Origin of the sequence: Massilia pseudoviolaceinigra, assembly GCF_030846505.1 — a bacterium.
Classification (GTDB): Bacteria; Pseudomonadota; Gammaproteobacteria; order Burkholderiales; family Burkholderiaceae_D; genus Telluria_A; species Telluria_A violaceinigra.
This window is the reverse complement of sequence record NZ_JAVCWL010000031.1, coordinates 1-20,582: the sequence shown is the minus strand read 5'-3', so window position 1 is coordinate 20,582 and position 20,582 is coordinate 1. Positions and strand designations below refer to the sequence as shown.

Here is a 20,582-nt window from a genome sequence, read left to right as displayed (position 1 = left end):
AGATGAAATTAGTAGGCTTGGTAGGTTGGCGCGGTATGGTTGGTTCGGTCCTGATGCAGCGCATGCAGGACGAGGGCGATTTCGCCCACATCGAACCGGTGTTCTTCACTACGTCGAACGCGGGCGGTAAAGCGCCTGCGATGGCGAAGAACGAGACTACCCTGAAAGACGCAACCGACATTACCGAGCTGTCGAAATGCGAGATCATCATTTCCTGCCAGGGCGGCGACTATACCAGCGAGGTGTTTCCGAAGCTGCGCGCGTCCGGCTGGAACGGCTACTGGATCGACGCCGCTTCGACCCTGCGCATGAATGACGACGCCGTCATCGTGCTCGACCCGGTCAACCTTGACGTCATCAAGAACGCGATGACCAAGGGTGTGAAGAACTACATCGGCGGCAATTGCACCGTGTCGTGCATGCTGATGGGCCTGGGCGGGCTGTTCCAGCACAATCTGGTCGACTGGATGAGTTCCATGACCTACCAGGCCGCGTCCGGCGGTGGCGCGCAGCACATGCGCGAGCTGCTGACCCAGTTCGGCACCATCAATCAATCGGTCAAAGCGCTGCTGGACAACCCGGCTGCCGCCATCCTGGAAATCGACCGCACCGTGCTGGCGACCCAGCATGGCATGTCGGCCGAGGAGATCAAGCAGTTCGGTGCGCCGCTGGCCGGCAACCTGATTCCGTGGATCGACAAGGACCTGGGCAACGGCCAGTCGAAGGAAGAGTGGAAGGCCGGCGCCGAGACCAACAAGATCCTGGGCCTGGGCGCGGCCTTCGGCAGCACCGAGATTCCGGTCGATGGCCTGTGCGTGCGCGTGGGCGCGATGCGCTGCCACTCGCAGGCGCTGACCATCAAGCTGAAAAAGGATGTGCCGCTCGACGAGATCAACGACATCATCGCCGCCAACAACCAGTGGGTGAAGGTAGTGCCGAACACGCGCGAAGCGTCGGTGCGCGACCTGTCGCCGGCGGCGGTCACGGGCAGCCTGACCATTCCGGTCGGCCGCCTGCGCAAGATGTCGATGGGCGGCGAGTACCTGTCAGCCTTCACCGTGGGCGACCAGTTGCTGTGGGGCGCGGCCGAACCGTTGCGTCGCATGCTGCGGATTATTCTGGACAAGTAAATACGTGTAGAATTGCGTGTTGTGCATGCAATCAGTGCACAACACGGCAGCGGTGGCCGGCGCGAGACTTGCGTTTTTAGCCACCGTTACCACGGTTTTTCGTATCCTTCTTGATAATTCAGTTGTTAAATCTTGCAAGGTACTTGACATAACGGCATGAATGCGGTTCTGAGTGAGCTGTTACAGAAAGCGCGAAATTGCGTATTTAGTGAGCAACTGCCCGACATAGTTGCTCCAAAAACTTGCATGCTCTAGTGCATGATGATATGTTGAGACCTCCGGGAAACCAGCCTTCTCCCCCGTCAACTCATGATGCCGCCAACTATGCATTTAAACACTCGCTCCAAGCTCACTTCGTTCGCGTTGAAAACCCTCACAGGCGCTGTCGCCAGTGCGGTGTTTCTGTCCACCTCGGCATACGCGGCAGGTCTCGGTAAACTGACCGTACTGTCCTCACTCGGCCAGCCCCTGAACGCAGAGATCGAACTGACCTCGGTTGCCAATGACGAAGCGAGCGGTCTGACCGCCAAGCTGGCCCCGGCAGAAGCCTTCCGTCAAGCCAATATCGATTTCAATCCTGCCTTGCTGTCGCTGCGTTTCAGCGTCGAGCAGCGCGGCGGCCGCCAGTTCATCAAAGTCACTTCTTCGCAGCCTGTCAACGAACCGTTCGTCGATATGTTGCTCGAATTGAACTGGGGTTCGTCGGGCCGACTGGTCCGCGAATACACCTTCCTGCTCGATCCTGTCGAAATGCGTTCGACCCAGACCGCGCAAGTATCCGCGCCGGTCGACGTGCTCTCGCAGGGTAACCGCAACGGCGCCAAGGCTGGTGCCAAGGCCGGCGCCAAGACCGGACCGGCGAGCGCCGCCAAGCCGCCCGCCGAAACGCCTGCGGAACCGAAGGCAGCCGAGCCGAAGGCCGCGCCATCGCAAGAGCCGCAGCGTGCTGCCGGCAGGGGCGAGGGCGACAGCGAGTACAAGGTCAAGCGTGGCGATACGCTGGGCAAGATCGCGGCGCAAATCAAGCCGGCCGATATTTCGCTCGACATGATGCTGGTCGCGCTGTACCGCGCCAATCCGGACGCCTTTGCAGGCAACAACATGAACCGCCTGAAATCGGGCCAGATCCTGGCGGTGCCCGAGGCGGCATCGATCAAGGGTTCCGAAGGCGAAGCGCGCGGCGTCGTTGTGGCCCATGCCACCGACTTCAACGCGTACCGCAACAAGCTCGCTGGCCAGGTCGCCAGCGGTTCGGCCGACAAGGAGCCTGAAAAAACCCAGAGCGCCGCCGGCAAGATCACCGCCAAGGTGGCCGAGCGTCCAACCGCCGCCAACGAATCGAAAGACCAGCTCAAGCTGTCGAAAGCGACCGGCGCGACCGACGCCGCCGGCAAAACCGGCGCGCTGACACCGGAAGACAAGATCGCCAAAGAAAAAGCCATGGCCGACGCCACCAAGCGCGTCAAGGAACTGGAAAAGAACGTTGGCGATCTCGAAAAGATCATGACGGTCAAGAGCAAGACCGCCGCCGGCGCCACCGCGCCGAAGACGCCGATCACGGAAGTGGTCAGCGCCAAGCCGCCGGTCGCCGCGCCTGCTGCCACGCCAGCGGTCGTCACACCGCCGCCAGCGGCCGTGCCGGTGCCGCCGCCTGCCGCCGTGACGCCGCCTGTCACCCCGCCGGCAGCGACCCCGCCAGCAGTGACGCCTGCGCCAGTGGTTGCCGATGCGCCCGTGCCGGCACCGGCCGTCGTGCCTGCACCGCCGCCAGTGGCCAAGCCGGCAGCGCCAGCACCGGAGCCAAGCTTCTTCGACATGCTGATGGAAAACATCGTCCTCGTGGTCGCTGCCATCGTTGCCTTGCTGGCCGGCCTGTTCGGCCTGTCGAAATGGCGCGAACGCAAGCAGGTCGAGCGCAATCCGTCGGAGCCGTCGATCCTCGGCGCGCCGACCGACCAGGCGCACTCCCTGTTCGCCGAAACCGGCGGCCAGAGCGTGGACACCAACAACAGCGTGTTCAACTCCAGCTTCGCCCCATCGGCCAGCCAGCTCGACACCAATGAAGTCGATCCGGTCGCCGAAGCCGACGTCTACATCGCCTACGGCCGCGATGCCCAGGCTGAAGAGATCCTCAAGGAAGCGCTGCGTACCCATCCCGACCGCTACCCGGTCCGCCTGAAACTGCTGGAAATCTACGCCGCCCGCAAGGATCAGCGCGCGTTCGAAAGCCAGGCCAGCGAACTGTACGGCATGACCAAGGGTCAGGGCGACGAGTGGGCACAAGCGGCTGCACTGGGCCTGTCGATCGATGCGATGAACCCGCTGTACGCCAGCGCCGGCAGCAGCGCGGCAGCGGCCGACAGCAATCAGCGCGTCGATCTGGCCGACCAGTTCGATGCTTCGGCAATCGACAACGGTCCGCACAGCGCGCTGATGGACCTCGACCTCGACCTGAGCAAGGACGCCACCGCCACGCCGGTTGCACCGGCACCGGTAGCGCCAGCGGCCAAGGCAGCCGAAGAGCACACCCTCGACTTCGACCTGGGCGGCATGAGCTTCGAGCCAGTTCCCGACACCAAACCGGTGGTGACGCCGGCAGCGGAAGTCATGGACGAGCATCACCTGTCGTTCGACACGCCAGCGGCAGCGCCGGTCCACGTCGAGCCAGTGAAGGCAGACACGCCGGACATGGATTTCGACATGGACTTCAATGCTCCGGCGACCAGCGCACCAGCGCCGGCGGCCAGCACGGTCAGCCTGTCGAAGCCGCAAGCGGACGACGATTTCAACCTCGATGGCATGAACTTCGACCTGCCGCAATCGACCACGCCGGGCGCCGTGCCTAGCCTGGCCAACGACGATCCGTTTGCTGCCGACACCAAGACCGCCAAGGCCAACGCCGCGCAGGACTTCGACATGCACTCGCTCGACCTCGATCTGCCCGCAGGCAGCAGCGCCGACACCACCGCACTGCCGGACTTCAACGACATCGGCAGCGCCAGCGACATGCCGGCCGGCGAACTGACGGCGGTCCAGATGGAGATGGAGACCAAGCTTGACCTGGCCATCGCCTATCAGGAAATCGGCGACAAGGAAGGTGCACGCGAACTGCTCGACGAAGTCATCAAGGGCGGCAGCGCTTCCCAGGTGGCGAAGGCGAACGAGATGCGCATCAAGCTGGCTTGATGAACCACGGCTGTTACTGGATCTAGATTGAAGCGAATAGCACTGGGAGTCCAGTACGACGGTACCGCCTTCAACGGCTACCAGAAGCAGCCAGACCGCAACACGGTGCAGGACCGGCTCGAAATCGCGCTCGAAAAATTCGCGCGCGTCGAGCTGGGTACCACCTGCGCCGGCCGTACCGATACCGGCGTTCACGCGCTCGAACAGGTGGTCCACTTCGACACCGATCTGTCGCGCAGCATGCAATCCTGGGTGCGCGGCGTGAACGCCTTTTTGCCCGACGCGATCGCCGTGCGCTGGGCCACCGAACTGCCCGAGCATCCGGGGCAGGAATTCCACGCCCGCTTTGCCGCCTTTGCGCGCACCTATCACTACGTCCTGTACAACAACCCGATCCGCTCGCCGCTGCTGGTGGGCCGCGCCGGCTGGGTATTTCGCCCGCTCGACGTGGACCTGATGCGCGCCGCCGCGCAGTGCCTGGTCGGCACGCATGATTTTTCCGCTTTCCGTTCCTCGCAATGCCAGGCCAAGTCGCCGGTCAAGCAGATGCACGCGGTCGATATCGAGCGGCATGGCGAAGTGATCGTGTTCACCTTGCGCGCCAGCGCGTTCCTGCATCACATGGTGCGCAACCTGATCGGCTCCCTGATCTACGTCGGGCAGGCCCGTCATTCGCCTGCGTGGCTGCAGGACGTGCTCGAAGGGCGCGACCGCAACGACGCCGCGCCCACTTTCATGCCCGATGGCCTGTACCTGGCCAAGATCGACTACGATCCCAAATGGGGCTTGCCGCACGAGGCGGCCCGTCCACTGCCCTGGTTTTAAAAGGCCATTCATGCAACGCACACGCATCAAGATTTGCGGGCTGACCCGCCCCGAAGACGTCCAGGCCGCAGTGGCCGCGGGCGCCGACGCACTCGGCTTCGTGTTTTATCCGAAAAGCCCGCGCCATGTCACCCCTGCGCAGGCCGGCGCGTTGATGTCGGCGGTGCCGCCGTTCGTCTCCACGGTGGCGCTGTTCGTCAACGCCAGCATCGACGAGGTGAGGGCGGTTGCCGCCACGGCGCCGTTTGCGCAGCTGCAGTTCCATGGCGACGAAACGGTGGAGCAGTGCGCCGCGATTGCCGCCGCGGTCGGCCGTCCATTCATGCGCGTGTTCCGCGTGCGTCCCGAGACCACCGGCGCCGACCTGCTGGCCGAAGAGGCGCTGTGCCGTGCCGCCAGCCCGCTGTTCTCAAGCCTGCTGCTCGACACCTTCGTGGACGCCTACGGCGGCGCCGGAAAAGTCTTCGACTGGGCCGTCATTCCGGCCGAACTGGCGCCGCGCGTGGTGCTGAGCGGCGGCCTGACGGTCGACACGGTGGCCGGCGCGGTGCGCCAGGTGCGTCCGTACGCGGTCGACATCAGCAGTGGCGTCGAACAGGCCAGGGGCATCAAGGATGCCGCCAAGATCGACGCTTTCACCGGCGCCGTACGGTTGGCCGATCACGGGGCCTGAAGCGCCTGATGCGTCGGCGCCACCACAAACGGCGCCGATTTGCTAGAATACGTTCAACAATACCGCACTACCAGTCACCCGCAGCGGGGTTTCGCCCTTACGCAGATGACATCCACGGTGGTGCAGGAAAGGCTGCGATTTGGTTACTCATTCCAAAAGAACGCGCGCCTCGGGTCGTTTTGTGTGGTGGCTCGGGCGTACTAAACGCGATTGACGCGGGGCTGGTCACGCCCCCTGTTTTTCCAGCCATGGACCGCCGCCTTCGCGGCTGCGGCCGGCCTGCCGATATCACCTTCGAAAGCGAGCATACCCATGAAAGATGCACCTGCGCGCGGCCCTGCCGCCCCGATTTTCCAGACTTCCGATTACCAGCTCCCCGATGCGCGCGGCCATTTTGGCCCGTACGGCGGTTCCTTCGTCGCCGAAACGCTCACTCACGCGCTGGCCGAGCTGAAAGAGGCGTACGCCAAATACAGCCATGACCCCGAGTTCCTCGACGAATTCCGCTATGAGCTCAAGCACTTCGTCGGCCGCCCGTCGCCGATTTACCACGCCAAGCGCTGGTCCGACCAGCAGGGCGGCGCGCAGATTTTCTTCAAGCGCGAAGACCTGAACCACACCGGCGCGCACAAGATCAATAACGTGATCGGCCAGGCACTGCTGGCCAAGCGCATGGGCAAGCCGCGCATCATCGCCGAAACCGGCGCCGGCCAGCACGGCGTGGCCACGGCCACCATCTGCGCCCGTTTCGGGCTCGAATGCGTGGTCTACATGGGCAGCGAAGACGTCAAGCGCCAGGCCCAGAACGTGTACCGCATGAAGCTCCTGGGCGCGACCGTGGTGCCGGTGGAATCGGGCTCCAAGACGCTCAAGGACGCGCTCAACGAAGCGATGCGCGACTGGGTCACCAACATCGAAAACACCTTTTACATCATCGGCACGGTGGCCGGTCCCCACCCGTATCCGATGATGGTGCGCGACTTCCAGTCGGTCATCGGCGAGGAATGCCTGGTGCAGATGCCGGAACTGGCCGGACGCCAGCCCGACTACGTGCTGGCCTGTATCGGCGGCGGCTCGAACGCGATGGGGATTTTTTATCCTTACATCGACGAGAAGAACGTCAAGCTCATTGGCGTGGAAGCGGCCGGCGAAGGACTCGATTCGGGCAAGCATTCGGCCTCGCTCACGGCCGGCATTCCAGGCGTGTTGCACGGTAACCGCACCTATTTGCTGCAGGACGAGAATGGCCAGATCATCGAGACGCATTCGGTGTCGGCCGGCCTCGATTATCCGGGCGTGGGGCCGGAGCACGCATGGCTGAAGGATCTGGGACGCGCGCAGTACGTGTCGGTGACCGATGACGAAGCGCTGCAGGCGTTTCATGACTGCTGCCATATCGAAGGCATCATCCCGGCGCTGGAGTCGTCGCACGCGCTGGCGTATGCGGCCAAGCTGGCGGCAACCCTGCCCAAGGAGCAGCTGATCCTGGTGAACCTGTCGGGCCGCGGCGACAAGGACATGCACACGGTGGCGGAGCGGATGGGGCTCGATTTCAGCTGATTTTTCAGCTTGATCGTGCACTGAAGTCCGACCTTATCGACCACCCTAAAAGAAAGCATCGCCATGTCCAGAATCGCACCAACCTTTGCCGCCTTGGCGGCCAGTAAAAAAACCGCGCTCGTCACCTTTATCACGGCGGGCGACCCGGGTCCCGAAATGACCGTGCCGCTGATGCACGCCCTCGTTGCCGGCGGCGCCGACATCCTCGAACTGGGCGTGCCGTTTTCCGATCCGATGGCCGAAGGCCCGGTCATCCAGCGCGCCTGCGAGCGCGCGCTCAAGTTCAATGTCGGCATCGGCGACGTGTTCGGCTATGTGCGCGAATTCCGCAAGACCAACCAGAGCACGCCGGTGGTGCTGATGGGCTATGCCAATCCGATCGAGCGCATTGGCACCGACACCTTTATCGCGCGGGCCAAAGAGGTGGGGGCCGATGGCGCCATCGTGGTCGATTATCCGCCCGAGGAGTGCGAGGAGTTTGCCACGGCGATGCGCGCCAGTGAGCTCGATCTGATCTTCCTGCTGGCGCCGACGTCGACGCCGGAGCGCATCGCGCAGGTGGCCAAATTCGGCAGCGGCTTTAGCTACTACGTGTCGCTCAAGGGCGTGACGGGCGCGGGCAATATCGACGTTGAGGATGTGGCGCGCCGCCTGGCGCCGATTCGCGAGCATGTGAAGCTGCCGATCGGCGTCGGTTTCGGGATTCGCGATGGCGAGACCGCCAGGGCGGTGGCGCAGGTGGCCGACGCGGTAGTGATTGGCAGCCGGATCATCCAGGAGATCGAGGCGACCCCGAAGGACCAGGCGGTCGAGGCGGTGCAGCGTTTTGTTGCGGGAATTCGTAGCGCGCTCGATAGCTGAGAAGCTTGACGCAGGTCGACTCGTGCGCGGAGGTGCTGTCGGTAGAATGGGTCGTGGATCTCCTCCTTGACCCGTGACAAAGAATGTTTCGCACATCTCTTTGACATGGTGTAATCGACCGAATACACTAAAATGTTCATCCTCCGAGAGCACGCAGCGTTTACACGATTCTTTGCAGGCATCAAGGATAAAACCGTCAAGGCCCGTATCAGGATTCGGCTTGAGAATGGAATTTGGTTTATTCGGTCATGTCGAGTCCGTTGGCGGCGGCGTGTGGGAAGCGAAGATCGACTTCGGCGCTGGTTGGCGAATCTATTATATGTTGGTAGGTAAGCAAATCATTCTGCTGTTGGGTGGCGTACCAAGCATGGCCAGCAAGCGGATATCCGTGCGGCAAGGGAACGCGCCAAGGCATTTGAGCAGTGCCATTTGGGAGCTGCGGTGATGAAAACTGGTGAGAAAGCGATTGCGGCGACGCCCGCATTTGACATGGACGCGATCAATGCCTTGCCACGGTTCGATGCCGCAGACCATCTTGATTCCGACGAAGAGATCACCGCTTACCTGAACGTGTACCTGGATGAGGAAGATGTGGCAATGTTCGTCCGCGGTCTCAGTACGGTTGCGCGCGCCCGTGCCAAGACCAGCATCGCACCGGGTGTCGGCGACAACTGCGACGCGCTGTACAACACACTTTGCGAAGATAGCGCCCCGCGCCTCGCCACGGTGATGCAGGTGATGAAGTCGCTAGGATTGCGGCTGGTTGTCGAGCCTAGCGGGACGTCCAGCGATCCCGCAATGTCGAGCGAAACGCCAGACAGCCCTTCATAGCCCGAAAATGAATGACTGAGTCGGCCTCGCCACCGATGGCAGTTCCACGCTTCATTCCGGACCAGAATTGCTTCTTCAACTCCCGTCATCACCTCTTGCTTACGGCTCGCAAAATTTGCCCGTAAACCATGCTAATTCGTCCAGTTTCCACCATTTTCCTCGCAAAATAAGGATTGGACACGCGTACATACGCGGCATAGCATAGCCTCCGCCAACAACTGAAAACGTTTTCATCCCCAACGCCACCAAGAAAAGCGAATCCCATGACTTTCATGCATCGACTCTCGACGATTGCAGCCGCCTGCGCCTTGTGCGCCGCCGCCTCAGCACCGGCCTCAGCCGCATCCGAAACTTACCAGTGGAACAGTGTCGCCATGGGCGGCGGTGGTTTCGTCTCGGCGGTAATTCCGAGCAAGACGCAAAAAGGACTGGCCTACGCCCGCACCGATGTCGGCGGCGCTTATCGCTGGGACAACACCGCCGCGCGCTGGGTGCCGCTGATCGACTGGGCGTCGGAAGATGAAACGGGCCTGCTGGGCATCGAATCGATTGCCCTCGACCCGAAAAATGCGGCCAAGGTGTACATGCTGGCCGGTATCGGCTACTTCAACAACGGCAAGACCATGATCCTGCGTTCCTCGGATTACGGCAAAACCTTCATCAAGACCGATGTCACGGCCCTGTTCAAGGCGCACGGCAACGGCATGGGCCGCCAGAGCGGCGAACGCCTGCAGGTCGATCCCGGTTCGAGCAACATCCTGTACGTGGGCACCCGCGCCAATGGCCTGTTCAAGAGCGTCGACAGCGGCGCCACCTGGGCCCGCGTGGCCAGCCTGAACGTGACCACCACGCCCAACGAAAACGGGATCAACTTCGTCTCGCTCGACCCGTCCAGCGTGGTGGGCGGCGCGGCCCAGCGCATCGTGGTGGGCGTGTCGCGCTTCGGCTACGTGGCCCCCAATTTGTACCGCAGCAACGATGGCGGCAAGACCTTCGCACCTGTCGCCGGCGCCCCGACCGACCTGATGCCGCAACGCGTGGCGCGCGCCAGCGATGGCAACCTGTACGTCACCTACGCCAACGGCGCCGGTCCGCACGGCCATTGGGCCCAGCCGGAACCGATGGACCGCGGCCAGATCTGGAAGTACAACGTGGGCACGGGCGCCTGGACCAACGTCACGCCGGCCGGGATCAGTTCGGCGTTCAGCGGCATCAGCGTGGCGCCCGACAATCCGAACAACCTGGTGGCGTCCACCGTCAACACCTACCAGCAGCAGGGCAACGCCTGGGGCGACCGCATCTACACCTCGGCCAACGGCGGCGCCAGCTGGACCGACGTGATCACCCGCGGTTTTGCGAAGGATAGCGCGGGCGTGTCGTGGGTGGGCGACAAGGCGATCCACTGGGCTGGCACGGTCGAGCTCGATCCTTTCGATACCAAGGCGGCGTGGGTGTCGTCCGGAAACGGCATCTTCAAGACCGCCAATATCAACGCGACCCCGGCCACCTGGACCTTCAACGTCGCCGGGCTGGAAGAAACCGTGCCGCTCAACCTGGTCAGCATCCCGGGTGGACCGCTGGTGTCGGTGATCGGCGACTACGATGGCTTCCGCCACACCGATCCGACCCGCTATGCGCCGATCCACACGCCATCGATGGGCAGCACCACCGGCCTCGATTTTGCTGCGCGCAAAACCTCGGTGCTGGCGCGGGCGGGCGGCAACGATAATCCGGGCATGTATTACTCAACCGATACCGGCGCCACCTGGAAGAAGAGTGCGCTGATGAACGGCAAGAACGGCCAGGTCGCGCTCTCGTCCGACGGCACCGTGTTGCTGCACAGCCCGGACAGTTCGGCCACCAGCTACCGCTCGACCGACTTCGGATCGAGCTGGACCGCGGTGAATGGCTTGAACGTCACCAGCGCGCGTCCGGTGGCCGATGCCGTCAACCCGCGCAAGTTTTACGCCTATGACAACGGGCGCATGTTCGTCAGTACCGACGGCGGCGTGTCGTTCGCGCCGAAAGCCACCCTGCAGTCGGGCGGATCGAAGGTGATCCGCGCGGTGCCGAACCGCGAAGGCGAGCTGTGGGTGCCGCTGTATGGTGCCGGACTTGCGCGCTCGACCGATTCGGGCGCGAACTTCAGCAGCATCGGCAGCGTGAGTTATGCCGCCGCGGTCGGCTTCGGCGCCGCAGCGCCGGGCGCAAGCTTCCCGACGGTGTTTATCTGGGGTACGGTCGGCGGCGTGAAAGGGGTGCACCGCTCGGTTGATACCGGCGCCACCTGGGTGCGCGTCAACGATGATGCTCACCAGTACGGCGGACCGGGCAACGGCCAGTTCGTCATCGGCGACATGAACCGTTACGGCGTTGTGTACATGAGTACCGCCGGACGCGGCATCGCCATGGGCGTTCCCGGCGGAACCACGACGCCGCCGATCGATCCGCCGCCACCGGTCGAACCGCCGCCAACGCCGACGCCGACCAACCAGTGCGTGTATCAGGTGCGCAGCCAGTGGCCGGGTGGGTTTAACGGGGCAGTGCAGATCACCAACCGCGGCACCAGCGCCATGCAGGGCTGGAGCGTGAGCTGGACCTACCCGGATGGCTCGAAAGTGGCCAGCATGTGGAATGCGGTCCTGAGCGGAACGAACCCCTACACGGCCACCAACGTGGGCTGGAACGGGATGATCCAGCCGGGCCAAACCGTCGAGTTCGGTTTCCAGGGCACCAGCGGCAGCGCGGGCACCCAGGTGCCGGTGCTGGGCGGTACCACTTGCGCCAAGGCAGCCAGGTAAGCGTTCACTTCGCACCAGGTGGGCGCCGAGTGAGTATTCACTTGCGCCGCATGCAGCCGGGTCGTCGACCCGGCTGCGCTTTCCTTACAGCCAGCCCTGGCGCCACTGCGTTTCGTCGCGTAGCGTTTTCCAGGCGATGCGCCGCGTCTGCCGGCTGTGAACGGCATCGATATCGACCCACTCCACGGCCTCGCCGGGCTGTTCGGGCTCGATCACCTTGATCACGATAAAATGCTTCTCCTTGTTCACGGGAGCGAGCGCCGTCCATTTTGAAAGCAGTAATTTTTTAGGATGCAAGGGATTCATGCGTGGAGCATAGCGCATCGCACGCCTTCGCGCCGCACGCGGAACCCCACAGATGAGTTGACGATCCAATACGCGTGCCACGACCGAAAAGAATATCAAATGAGCAATTTTCATTCCGTTGTGTTCGACAAGCAGGGTCTTAACGGCTAAACTACCGACCACTAAGTTGCCGCAGAAGGAGAATGTATGAGTTGGTTAGAGAAACTACTGCCCCCACGAATCCAGCGTTCCGACGCTGCCGCGCGCAAGACCATGCCCGAAGGCCTGTGGGTCAAGTGCCCCTCCTGCGAAGCCGTCCTGTACCGTACCGACCTCGAATCGAATCTCCACGTCTGCCCGAAGTGCAGCCACCACATGCGCATCCGCGCCCGCGAGCGCCTCGACGGCCTGCTCGACGAAGGCGGCCGCTATGAAATCGGCCAGGAAACGCTGCCGGTCGATACGCTCAAGTTCAAAGACAGCAAAAAATACCCCGACCGACTGAAAGCGGCGATGGAAGCGACAGGCGAGACCGATGCGCTGATCGTCATGGGCGGCGCCATCATGAGCCTGCCGGTGGTCGTGGCCTGCTTCGAGTTCGAATTCATGGGCGGCTCCATGGGTTCCGTGGTCGGCGAGCGCTTCGTGCGCGGCGCCCAGATCGCGCTCGAACAAAAAGTGCCGTTCATCTGCATCACCGCCACCGGCGGCGCGCGCATGCAGGAAGGCTTGCTGTCGCTGATGCAAATGGCAAAAACTACGGCCATGCTGACCAAGCTGTCCGAGAAAAAGCTGCCGTTCATCAGTGTGCTGACCGACCCGACCATGGGCGGCGTATCGGCGTCGTTCGCGTTCATGGGCGACGTCGTCATCGCCGAGCCGAAAGCGCTGATCGGCTTTGCCGGCCCGCGCGTGATCGAGAACACCGTGCGCGAAAAGCTGCCTGAAGGCTTCCAGCGCGCCGAATTCCTGGTCACCAAGGGCGCTGTCGACATGATCGTCGACCGCCGCAAGATGCGCGAAGAAATCGCGCGCCTGCTCGCGCTGCTGCAAGACCAGGCGGTTGAAGTCCTGGCCTGATCGGCTATTCTGACTGGTTCACGCCAGTTGTTCTATCGCGGTTCATGGCGGACGGGCATGCATGCCCGGCTTCCATGAGCCGCCGTTGTTTTTACAGGTTCATTCCATGTCCACTCTCCCCACCACCTTGCCCGACTGGCTGGCCCTGCTCGAATCGCGCCACGCCGAAGTCCACATCAACATGGGCCTCGAGCGCGTGCGCCAGGTCAAGGAGCGCCTCAATCTGGCCTTCAACTGCCCGGTCATCATGGTGGCCGGCACCAACGGCAAGGGCTCGACCTGCTCGATGCTCGAAGCGATCCTGCTGCGCGCCGGCTACAAGGTGGGCCTGTACATCAAGCCGCACTTCCTCGACTTCAACGAGCGCGCCCGCATCAACGGCGACATGGCGTCCGATGAAGCGCTCATCGCCAGCTTCAACGCCGTCGAGGCGCAGCGCGGCGACATCGATCTAACGTACTTCGAATTCACCACCCTGGCCATCATGCACCTGCTGGCCGGCGCGAAGCTCGACGTGGCGATCCTGGAAGTGGGCCTGGGCGGGCGCCTGGACGCGGTCAACGTGATCGACGCCGACGTGGCCATCGTCACCTCGATCGATATCGACCACACCGACTTCCTCGGCACCACGCGCGACGAAATCGGCTTCGAGAAAGCCGGCATTTTCCGCCCCGGCAAAGCGGCCATCTGCAGCGACCCGGTGCCGCCGCCGACCCTCATCGCCCACGCCGAAGCGATCGGCGCCGACCTGTGGCTGCTGGGGCGCGACTTCAATTATTCGGGCGACAAGCAGCAATGGAACTACGGCGGGCGCGAACAGCGCCGCAATTCGCTGGCCTACCCGAGCCTGCGCGGCGCCAATCAGCTGCTCAACGCCTCGGCCGCGCTGGCCGCGCTCGAAGTGCTGCGCTTCGAACTGCCGGTGGGCGCGCAGGAAGTGCGCACCGGGCTGGTGGTGGTCGAGCTGCCGGGGCGCTTCCAGGTGCTGCCGGGACGCCCGACCGTCATCCTCGACGTCGCCCACAACCCGCACGCGGCGTCGGCGCTGGCCCAGAACCTGGGCAACATGGGCTTTCATCCCTACACCTATGCCGTATTCGGCATCATGCAGGATAAGGATATCGATGGCGTTGTTGCCCCGATGGCGCAATATGTCGACCACTGGTGCGTGGCCAACCTGCCATCGCCGCGCACGGCCGACCCGGAAACCTTGGCCGGTACGCTGGCGGCGCTGCCGCCGGGCGACGCCAAACCGGGCGAGCGCAGCGTCACAACCTTCGCCGATCCGGCCCAGGCTTTTGCAAATGCAATGAGTCGAGCCGGGGAGAATGATAGAATTGTGGTCTTTGGCTCCTTCTACACCGTCGCCGGTGTCATGGCTGCCCGAAAATCCTCACATCACTGAAGAAAAACGCATGGGCTTGTTCTCGTTCCTCAATAAAAACAAGCAAGAATCCACGGAAGATAGTGGCTATTATTCCAAGTCGGACGACGACAGCGTTGCCGCCCGTGCCCGTTCCAAACGCGCATCGTCCGCCGGCGAACCCGCAGCGCGCCGCGGCAAAGATGCGCGCGCCGCTGCCGATCCCGTTCTGCCCGAGAAAAAGCGTGCGCGCCGCCGCCTGGTAGGCGCCATTGCGCTGGCGCTCGGCGTGGCGGTCGGCTTGCCGATGGTGCTCGACTCCGAACCCAAACCGCTGGCCGGCGACATCGATATCCGCATTCCCTCCAAGGACAAGGTCGCGCCGCAGGCGCAGCCGCGCGCCGTGGCTGCCGCCGATGCGCTCGACAAACGCGAAGAAATCGTTGATGTACCGCCGGTGCCGTTGGTGACGCTGCCGAAAGAAAGGCCGGTGCCGAAGGAAGAGGTCAAGACCGAGGTCAAGCCCGTGGCCAAGCCCGACGTCAAGCCGGTAGTCAAGCCGGAACCGAAACCGGTCGTCAAGCCCGAGCCTAAAGTCGTGGCCAAGCCCGAGGCCAAGCCCGAGGTCAAGCCTGAGAAGGCGAAGCCGGGGCCGAAAGTCGCCGAGGTCAAGCACGTCGAGAAGGCGCCCGAAAAACACGTCGAAAAAACGGTCGACAAGCCAGTCGAGAAGCCGGTTGAGAAGCCGCTCGCCAAGGTGCCGCCCAAGGTCGAGGAAAAGGAAAAACCGGCCGTCAAGCCGCCGGTGCCGGACGCCCAGCGCGCCATCTCCATCCTCGAAGGCAAGGCGCCCGAGAAAGCCGTCGACGAGAACCAGCGCTTCGTGGTGCAGGTCGCCGCGCTGGCGACTCAGGAAAAAGTCAACGAATTGCAGGCTAAATTGAGCGGCGCGGGCATCCGCTCGTTCACGCACAAGATACCGACCCAGTCGGGCGACCGGATTCGCGTGCAGGTGGGCCCGTTCAGCAAGGATGAAGCCGAAAAAGTGCGCGCCAAGTTAAGCAAGATGGGACTGTCGGGCATCATGGTCCCGGGCTGATGACACACGTTGGGGCGCACGCAAGGTGACCGAGTTCGATTATGTGGTGCTGGTGATTCTCATTTCCTCGGTGATCATCGGCACGCTGCGCGGCCTGGTCAAGGAAATCCTGTCGCTGATCAGCTGGGTGGTGGCGTTCGTCGTCGCCAACGCCTACGGCGCCCAGCTCGCGCCCATGTTGTCGGTGATCCCCGGCGAAACGGTGCGTCTGATGGTCGCTTTCGTGGCGCTGTTCCTCGGCACCCGCATCCTGATGGGACTGGTCATGATGGCGGTCGACCTGATGGTCAAGGCCACGGGATTGAGTCCGGCGAACCGCCTGCTGGGAGCGACGTTCGGCCTCGCGCGTGGGGTTGTGATCGTGCTGGCCGCTGTCATCTTGTGCGGCATGACCGATCTGCCCAAGCAGGCCTTTTGGACCAAGGCGGTATCGAGCCCCATGGCGGAGGAGGGCGCGCGGATGGTAAAGACATTGTTGCCCGCTGATTTGGCGCGGCATGTTCAGTTTTGATATTTTTTAAAATCAGTAGGTCCAGTCTCTAGGAGCGCACCATGTGTGGCATCGTCGGCGTCGTCTCGAATAACCCCGTCAATCAAGTGCTGTATGACGCTTTGCTGCTGTTGCAGCACCGCGGTCAGGATGCGGCGGGGATCGCAACCAGTCATTCCAATATGTTTTCCATGCACAAGGCCAATGGCCTCGTGCGCGACGTTTTCCGCACGCGCAATATGCGTTCGCTGCAGGGGAACTCGGGCATCGGCCACTGCCGCTATCCGACCGCCGGTTCGTCCAGCGAGGAAGAAGCGCAGCCGTTCTACGTGAATGCGCCGTTCGGCATCACGCTCGCGCACAACGGCAACCTGACCAATCAGGAACAGCTCAAGTCCGAAATGTTCCGCAACGACCGGCGCCACATCAACACCGATTCCGACTCGGAAGTGCTGCTTAACGTGCTGGCGCATGAAATCCAGGAATCGACCACCGGCTTCACGCTCGATCCCGATTCCATCTTCAAGGCAGTGCAAGCGGTGCACCGGCGCGTGCGCGGCGCCTACGCCGTTGTCGCCCAGATCGCGGGCCACGGCCTGCTGGCCTTCCGCGACCCGTTCGGCATCCGTCCGCTGTGCATCGGCACCAACGAAACCGACAACGGTACCGAATACCTGGTGGCCAGCGAATCGGTGGCGCTGGAAGGCATGGGCTTTCGCTTCCTGCGCGATATCGCGCCGGGCGAAGCGGTGTTCATCGACATGGACATGAAGCTGCACGAACGCCAGTGCGCCGACAACCCGTCGCTCAATCCCTGCGCGTTCGAGTACGTGTACCTGGCCCGCCCGGATTCGATCCTCGACGGTGCTTCGGTCTACGCCACGCGCCTGAAAATGGGCGAGTACCTGGCAGACAAGGTGCGCCAGCAGTTCAAGTCGGGCGAGATCGACGTGGTCATGCCAATTCCCGATTCCTCGCGTCCTGCCGCCATCCAGCTGGCGCTCAAACTCGGCGTCGAGTACCGCGAAGGCTTCATCAAGAACCGCTACATCGGCCGCACCTTCCTGATGCCGGGCCAGGCGATCCGCCGCAAGTCGGTACGCCAGAAACTGAACGCGATCGGTTCCGAATTCAAGGGCAAGAACGTGCTGCTGGTCGACGATTCGATCGTGCGCGGCACCACCAGCCAGGAAATCGTGCAGATGGCGCGTGAAGCGGGCGCACGCAATGTGTTCTTCGCATCGGCCGCGCCTCCGGTCTTGTTCCCGAACGTGTACGGCATCGACATGCCGACCCGTGATGAACTGATCGCCTACGGCCGCAGCACCGAGGAAGTGTGCCGCGAGATCACGGCCGACGCCCTGGTGTACCAGGACGTCGATGCGCTCAAGCGCGCGATCTCGGACGTGAACCCGGCGCTGACCAGCTTCGAGGCATCCTGCTTCGACGGCGTGTACGTCACTGGCGACGTCACGCCCGCGTATCTGGACCGGCTGGAGTTCGCGCGCCACAATCCGAAAGCCGCTCCGGCGGAAGACGCGGCGCGCACCCAGTTGAACCTGAACCTGGCGACCGCCGAGTAACTGATGAGCGAGAAGAAAAGCTACGGCTTCACCACGACCATTCTGCACAACGACCGGCAAAAGCCGATCGAGCATGGGTCGCTGCACAAGCCTATTCACACGTCGGTCACCTTCGGCTACAACGACGCGCGCCAGCTGGCATCGGTGTTCCAGGGGAAGGAGCCGGGCTTTCGCTACGGCCGCCAGGGCAATCCGACCATCTCCGCGCTCGAAGACAAGATCACCAAGATGGAAGATGGCGTATCGACCTTGTGCTTCGCGACCGGGATGGGTGCGATTGGCGCCGTGTTCCAGGCGCTGCTGCGCGCCGGCGACCACATCGTGTCGTCGTCGTTCCTGTTCGGGAATACGAACAGCCTGTGGCAAACGGCGGCCGGGCAGGGCGTCGAGGTGGCGTTTGCCGATGCGACCGACGTGGCCAACGTGGAAGCCGCGCTCACGCCGGCCACGCGCCTGGTGTTCGTCGAAACCATCGCCAACCCGCGCACGCAGGTGGCAGACCTGGCGCGCATCGGCCGGCTGTGCAAGGAACGCGGCATTCTGTTCGTGGTCGATAACACCATGACGTCGCCCTACCTGTTCCGGCCTAAAACGGTCGGTGCGGGGCTGGTGGTGAACGCGCTGACCAAGTCGATCGGAGGCCACGGCAATGCGCTCGGCGGCAGCCTGACCGACACCGGCGAATACGACTGGAGCGCGTTCCCGAACATTGCGGCCAACTACAAGCGCAATCCGCCGGCGCAGTGGGGCATGGCGCAGTTGCGCGCCAAGGCCCTGCGCGACTTCGGCGCTTCGCTGGCGCCGGAAGCGGCTCACCATATCGCGGTGGGAGCGGAAACGCTGGCGCTGCGCATGGAGCGCGCTTCGGCCAGCGCACTGGCGGTCACCCGCATGCTCGAAGCCGACGAGCGCGTGGCGGCGGTGTATTACCCGGGCCTGGCATCGCATCCGCAGCACGCGCTGGCGAGTGGTCTGTTCAAGGCTTACGGTTCGCTGTTCAGCTTTGAACTGAAAGACGGCATCGATTGCTTCGATTACCTCAATCGCCTCAAGCTCGGTATCTCCGCCAGTAACCTGGGCGACACGCGCACCCTGGTGATTCCGGTGTCGCACACCATCTTCTTCGAGATGGGCGCCGAGCGGCGTGCCAGCATGGGCATCGCCGAATCGCTGATCCGGGTTTCGGTCGGCATCGAAGACACCGCCGATTTGCTCGACGACTTCCGCTCCGCGCTGGATTGAACGGGGCAGGACGGCGCGCTCCGGCCTGCCATGTCATCTGGTAACGATGCGGGTTCGACCACATGGTTCGTACAAATACAAGGTCCTACACGCGATGAAGAAATACCTGTTCTGCCTGGGCTTGATGCTCGCTGGCGTGGCGCACGCGGACGAACTGGCCGACGCCAACGCACTGTTCGCGAAAAAGGCGTATCCGCAAGCGCTGCAGCTGTACACCAAGCTGGCCAACGCCGGCAACGCCGAAGCGCAGCTGCACATGGGCGAGATGTATTTTTACGGCGAGGCCGGCACGGTCGACCTGGCCAAGGCCGAAGCCTGGTTCAAGAAATCCGCAGCCAAGGGCAACAAGACCGCCGCCGGCTCGCTGGAGATGATCAAAAAGCGCAATGCGCGCCGTGCCGACCTGGATTACTGGATCGGCAAATACGATGGCGCCGACCTGACAACGGGCCAGTTCCGTTGCCCGGCGCCGCGCATTCCCGCCATGTCGAAGCAAAACGAAGAAATCGAAAGCGTGTCGGCCAAGGTCGCTGCCTGGCAGGATTGCTACAACAGCTTCGTGCGCAACCTGAACGAGGCCAGCCCGCTGACCAAGCGCATTCCCAAGGATGTGGCCGACTTGCTGACCAAGGAAGAAACCGAGCAGTCGCGCGTGTATCTGGAAGGCGTGTATGCGGGCATCGCCGAAAACGCCAAGGTCTCGGCCAAGCTGGTGCTGGCCGACTTCGGCGCGTGGCGCAGTGCCACCGACGCCTATATCAAGGAACACAACCGCATCGTCACCGAAGCGGCGACGACCGCGCCGCGCAAGGGCGACTAGGCGGCAAGGGCGCGGTGAAACCGCGCCCGCACGCTCAGTTCCAGCTGCGCATCAACCCTACCGCCAGGCCTTCCAGCGCGAACTCGTCGGTTGCGGGATCGACGTGGATCACCTTGAAGTCCGGATTTTCCGGCAGCAGTTCGATCAGCGAGCCGGTCTTTTTGTAGCGCTTGACGGTGACATCGTCACCGATCCGGGCCACCACGATCTGGCCATTCTTGGCGCTGTCGACCTTTTTGACGGCCAGCAGGTCGCCATCCATGATGCCGGCGTCGCGCATCGACCACCCACGCACCTTGAGCAGGAAATCGGGACGCGACGAGAACATCGCCGGGTCCACGCTGTAGGTCGCTTCCACATGCTCCTGCGCGAGGATGGGCGAACCGGCGGCCACGCGCCCGACCAGCGGCAGCGACATCAGCAGGTTCGGCGGCGGCATGGGAATGGCGTCGACGCTGGCGCCGATCAGGCGGATGCCGCGCGAGGTACCCGGCGAAATTTCGATGGCGCCCTTGCGCGCGAGCGCCTGCAGATGCTCCTCGGCCGCGTTGGCCGACTTGAAGCCCAGTTCATTGGCGATTTCGGCACGGGTGGGAGGAAAGCCCGTGTTCTCGATCGCGTCCTTGATCAGGTTGAGGATTTGTTCTTGCCTTGGAGTTAGCTTGATCATCGATATGCGGGGCTGTGTGTATGAACAGACTGTATTTTTGTACAGTATTTCGCGCAATGCAAGGGTTAATTAGCCGAACAGGC

The 20,582-nt window shown here is 63.1% G+C and carries 18 protein-coding genes; 16 read left to right on the top strand and 2 right to left on the bottom strand.

What is annotated here, in order from left to right:
- The first annotated feature begins 2 nt into the window (after window positions 1-2).
- From asd to RBA40_RS25315, 9 genes are all read left to right on the top strand, one after another.
- A complete protein-coding gene (gene asd, locus RBA40_RS25355) occupies window positions 3-1,130 on the top strand; it encodes an aspartate-semialdehyde dehydrogenase (protein WP_306650960.1) in 1,128 nt (375 codons plus the stop codon).
- A 324-nt stretch (window positions 1,131-1,454) separates the two neighbouring features.
- On the top strand, window positions 1,455-4,316 hold the full coding sequence (locus RBA40_RS25350; RefSeq protein ID WP_306650959.1) for a motility hub landmark protein FimV: 2,862 nt from the start codon (window positions 1,455-1,457) through the stop codon (window positions 4,314-4,316).
- Window positions 4,317-4,343: 27 nt separating this feature from the next.
- Entirely contained in the window at window positions 4,344-5,141 is a 798-nt protein-coding gene (gene truA, locus RBA40_RS25345) for a tRNA pseudouridine(38-40) synthase TruA (protein WP_306650958.1), read from the top strand.
- Between the two features lie 10 nt (window positions 5,142-5,151).
- Window positions 5,152-5,814 carry a phosphoribosylanthranilate isomerase gene (locus RBA40_RS25340; RefSeq protein WP_306650957.1) on the top strand — a complete coding sequence of 221 codons (663 nt, stop codon included), beginning with the start codon at window positions 5,152-5,154 and terminating at the stop codon, window positions 5,812-5,814.
- 312 nt (window positions 5,815-6,126) lie between these two features.
- Window positions 6,127-7,374, top strand: a complete 1,248-nt coding sequence (gene trpB / locus RBA40_RS25335; RefSeq protein ID WP_306650955.1) for a tryptophan synthase subunit beta — start codon at window positions 6,127-6,129, stop codon at window positions 7,372-7,374.
- 63 nt (window positions 7,375-7,437) lie between these two features.
- A complete protein-coding gene (gene trpA, locus RBA40_RS25330; RefSeq protein WP_306650953.1) occupies window positions 7,438-8,235 on the top strand; it encodes a tryptophan synthase subunit alpha in 798 nt (265 codons plus the stop codon).
- A 226-nt stretch (window positions 8,236-8,461) separates the two neighbouring features.
- Window positions 8,462-8,680 (top strand): type II toxin-antitoxin system RelE/ParE family toxin, encoded by a 219-nt coding sequence (locus tag RBA40_RS25325; RefSeq protein WP_306650951.1) that lies wholly within the window; start codon window positions 8,462-8,464, stop codon window positions 8,678-8,680.
- Window positions 8,680-9,066 carry an addiction module antidote protein gene (locus RBA40_RS25320; RefSeq protein WP_306650949.1) on the top strand — a complete coding sequence of 129 codons (387 nt, stop codon included), beginning with the start codon at window positions 8,680-8,682 and terminating at the stop codon, window positions 9,064-9,066. The genes RBA40_RS25325 and RBA40_RS25320 overlap by 1 nt, the downstream gene beginning before the upstream one ends.
- A 272-nt stretch (window positions 9,067-9,338) precedes the next feature.
- Window positions 9,339-11,867, top strand: a complete 2,529-nt coding sequence (locus tag RBA40_RS25315; protein WP_306650948.1) for a cellulose binding domain-containing protein — start codon at window positions 9,339-9,341, stop codon at window positions 11,865-11,867.
- A gap of 84 nt (window positions 11,868-11,951) precedes the next feature.
- Here the strand turns inward: RBA40_RS25315 and RBA40_RS25310 are convergent, their stop codons facing one another.
- Window positions 11,952-12,287 carry a TIGR02450 family Trp-rich protein gene (locus RBA40_RS25310; RefSeq protein ID WP_306650946.1) on the bottom strand — a complete coding sequence of 112 codons (336 nt, stop codon included), beginning with the start codon at window positions 12,285-12,287 and terminating at the stop codon, window positions 11,952-11,954.
- 72 nt (window positions 12,288-12,359) lie between these two features.
- Between RBA40_RS25310 and accD the strand changes: the two genes are divergently transcribed.
- From accD to RBA40_RS25275, 7 genes are all read left to right on the top strand, one after another.
- Window positions 12,360-13,232, top strand: a complete 873-nt coding sequence (gene accD / locus RBA40_RS25305) for an acetyl-CoA carboxylase, carboxyltransferase subunit beta (protein ID WP_054263957.1) — start codon at window positions 12,360-12,362, stop codon at window positions 13,230-13,232.
- Between the two features lie 106 nt (window positions 13,233-13,338).
- On the top strand, window positions 13,339-14,637 hold the full coding sequence (gene folC / locus RBA40_RS25300) for a bifunctional tetrahydrofolate synthase/dihydrofolate synthase (RefSeq protein ID WP_306650944.1): 1,299 nt from the start codon (window positions 13,339-13,341) through the stop codon (window positions 14,635-14,637).
- 10 nt (window positions 14,638-14,647) lie between these two features.
- Window positions 14,648-15,694, top strand: coding sequence for an SPOR domain-containing protein (locus RBA40_RS25295; protein ID WP_306650942.1), 1,047 nt, complete (start codon window positions 14,648-14,650; stop codon window positions 15,692-15,694).
- Window positions 15,695-15,719: 25 nt separating this feature from the next.
- Complete coding sequence (locus tag RBA40_RS25290) at window positions 15,720-16,205, top strand: CvpA family protein (RefSeq protein WP_306626330.1); 486 nt, start codon at window positions 15,720-15,722, stop codon at window positions 16,203-16,205.
- A gap of 41 nt (window positions 16,206-16,246) precedes the next feature.
- A complete protein-coding gene (gene purF, locus RBA40_RS25285; protein ID WP_306650941.1) occupies window positions 16,247-17,767 on the top strand; it encodes an amidophosphoribosyltransferase in 1,521 nt (506 codons plus the stop codon).
- A gap of 3 nt (window positions 17,768-17,770) precedes the next feature.
- Entirely contained in the window at window positions 17,771-19,009 is a 1,239-nt protein-coding gene (locus RBA40_RS25280; RefSeq protein WP_306650939.1) for a cystathionine gamma-synthase family protein, read from the top strand.
- Window positions 19,010-19,103: 94 nt separating this feature from the next.
- Window positions 19,104-19,829 (top strand): tetratricopeptide repeat protein, encoded by a 726-nt coding sequence (locus RBA40_RS25275; protein ID WP_306650937.1) that lies wholly within the window; start codon window positions 19,104-19,106, stop codon window positions 19,827-19,829.
- A gap of 34 nt (window positions 19,830-19,863) precedes the next feature.
- Here RBA40_RS25275 and lexA read toward each other — a convergent pair whose 3' ends face one another.
- Complete coding sequence (gene lexA / locus RBA40_RS25270) at window positions 19,864-20,499, bottom strand: transcriptional repressor LexA (RefSeq protein ID WP_166871454.1); 636 nt, start codon at window positions 20,497-20,499, stop codon at window positions 19,864-19,866.
- Window positions 20,500-20,582: the final 83 nt, after the last annotated feature.

Excerpts from the sequence above, each read along its gene's own strand:
- asd (WP_306650960.1), top strand. The coding sequence starts at position 3 with ATGAAATTAGTAGGCTTGGTAGGTTGGCGCGGTATGGTTGGTTCGGTC.
- RBA40_RS25350 (WP_306650959.1), top strand. The coding sequence starts at position 1,455 with ATGCATTTAAACACTCGCTCCAAGCTCACTTCGTTCGCGTTGAAAACC.
- RBA40_RS25340 (WP_306650957.1), top strand. The coding sequence starts at position 5,152 with ATGCAACGCACACGCATCAAGATTTGCGGGCTGACCCGCCCCGAAGAC.
- trpB (WP_306650955.1), top strand. The coding sequence starts at position 6,127 with ATGAAAGATGCACCTGCGCGCGGCCCTGCCGCCCCGATTTTCCAGACT.
- trpA (WP_306650953.1), top strand. The coding sequence starts at position 7,438 with ATGTCCAGAATCGCACCAACCTTTGCCGCCTTGGCGGCCAGTAAAAAA.
- RBA40_RS25325 (WP_306650951.1), top strand. The coding sequence starts at position 8,462 with ATGGAATTTGGTTTATTCGGTCATGTCGAGTCCGTTGGCGGCGGCGTG.
- RBA40_RS25320 (WP_306650949.1), top strand. The coding sequence starts at position 8,680 with ATGAAAACTGGTGAGAAAGCGATTGCGGCGACGCCCGCATTTGACATG.
- RBA40_RS25315 (WP_306650948.1), top strand. The coding sequence starts at position 9,339 with ATGCATCGACTCTCGACGATTGCAGCCGCCTGCGCCTTGTGCGCCGCC.
- RBA40_RS25310 (WP_306650946.1), bottom strand. The coding sequence starts at position 12,287 with ATGAAAATTGCTCATTTGATATTCTTTTCGGTCGTGGCACGCGTATTG.
- accD (WP_054263957.1), top strand. The coding sequence starts at position 12,360 with ATGAGTTGGTTAGAGAAACTACTGCCCCCACGAATCCAGCGTTCCGAC.
- folC (WP_306650944.1), top strand. The coding sequence starts at position 13,339 with ATGTCCACTCTCCCCACCACCTTGCCCGACTGGCTGGCCCTGCTCGAA.
- RBA40_RS25295 (WP_306650942.1), top strand. The coding sequence starts at position 14,648 with ATGGGCTTGTTCTCGTTCCTCAATAAAAACAAGCAAGAATCCACGGAA.
- purF (WP_306650941.1), top strand. The coding sequence starts at position 16,247 with ATGTGTGGCATCGTCGGCGTCGTCTCGAATAACCCCGTCAATCAAGTG.
- RBA40_RS25280 (WP_306650939.1), top strand. The coding sequence starts at position 17,771 with ATGAGCGAGAAGAAAAGCTACGGCTTCACCACGACCATTCTGCACAAC.
- RBA40_RS25275 (WP_306650937.1), top strand. The coding sequence starts at position 19,104 with ATGAAGAAATACCTGTTCTGCCTGGGCTTGATGCTCGCTGGCGTGGCG.
- lexA (WP_166871454.1), bottom strand. The coding sequence starts at position 20,499 with ATGATCAAGCTAACTCCAAGGCAAGAACAAATCCTCAACCTGATCAAG.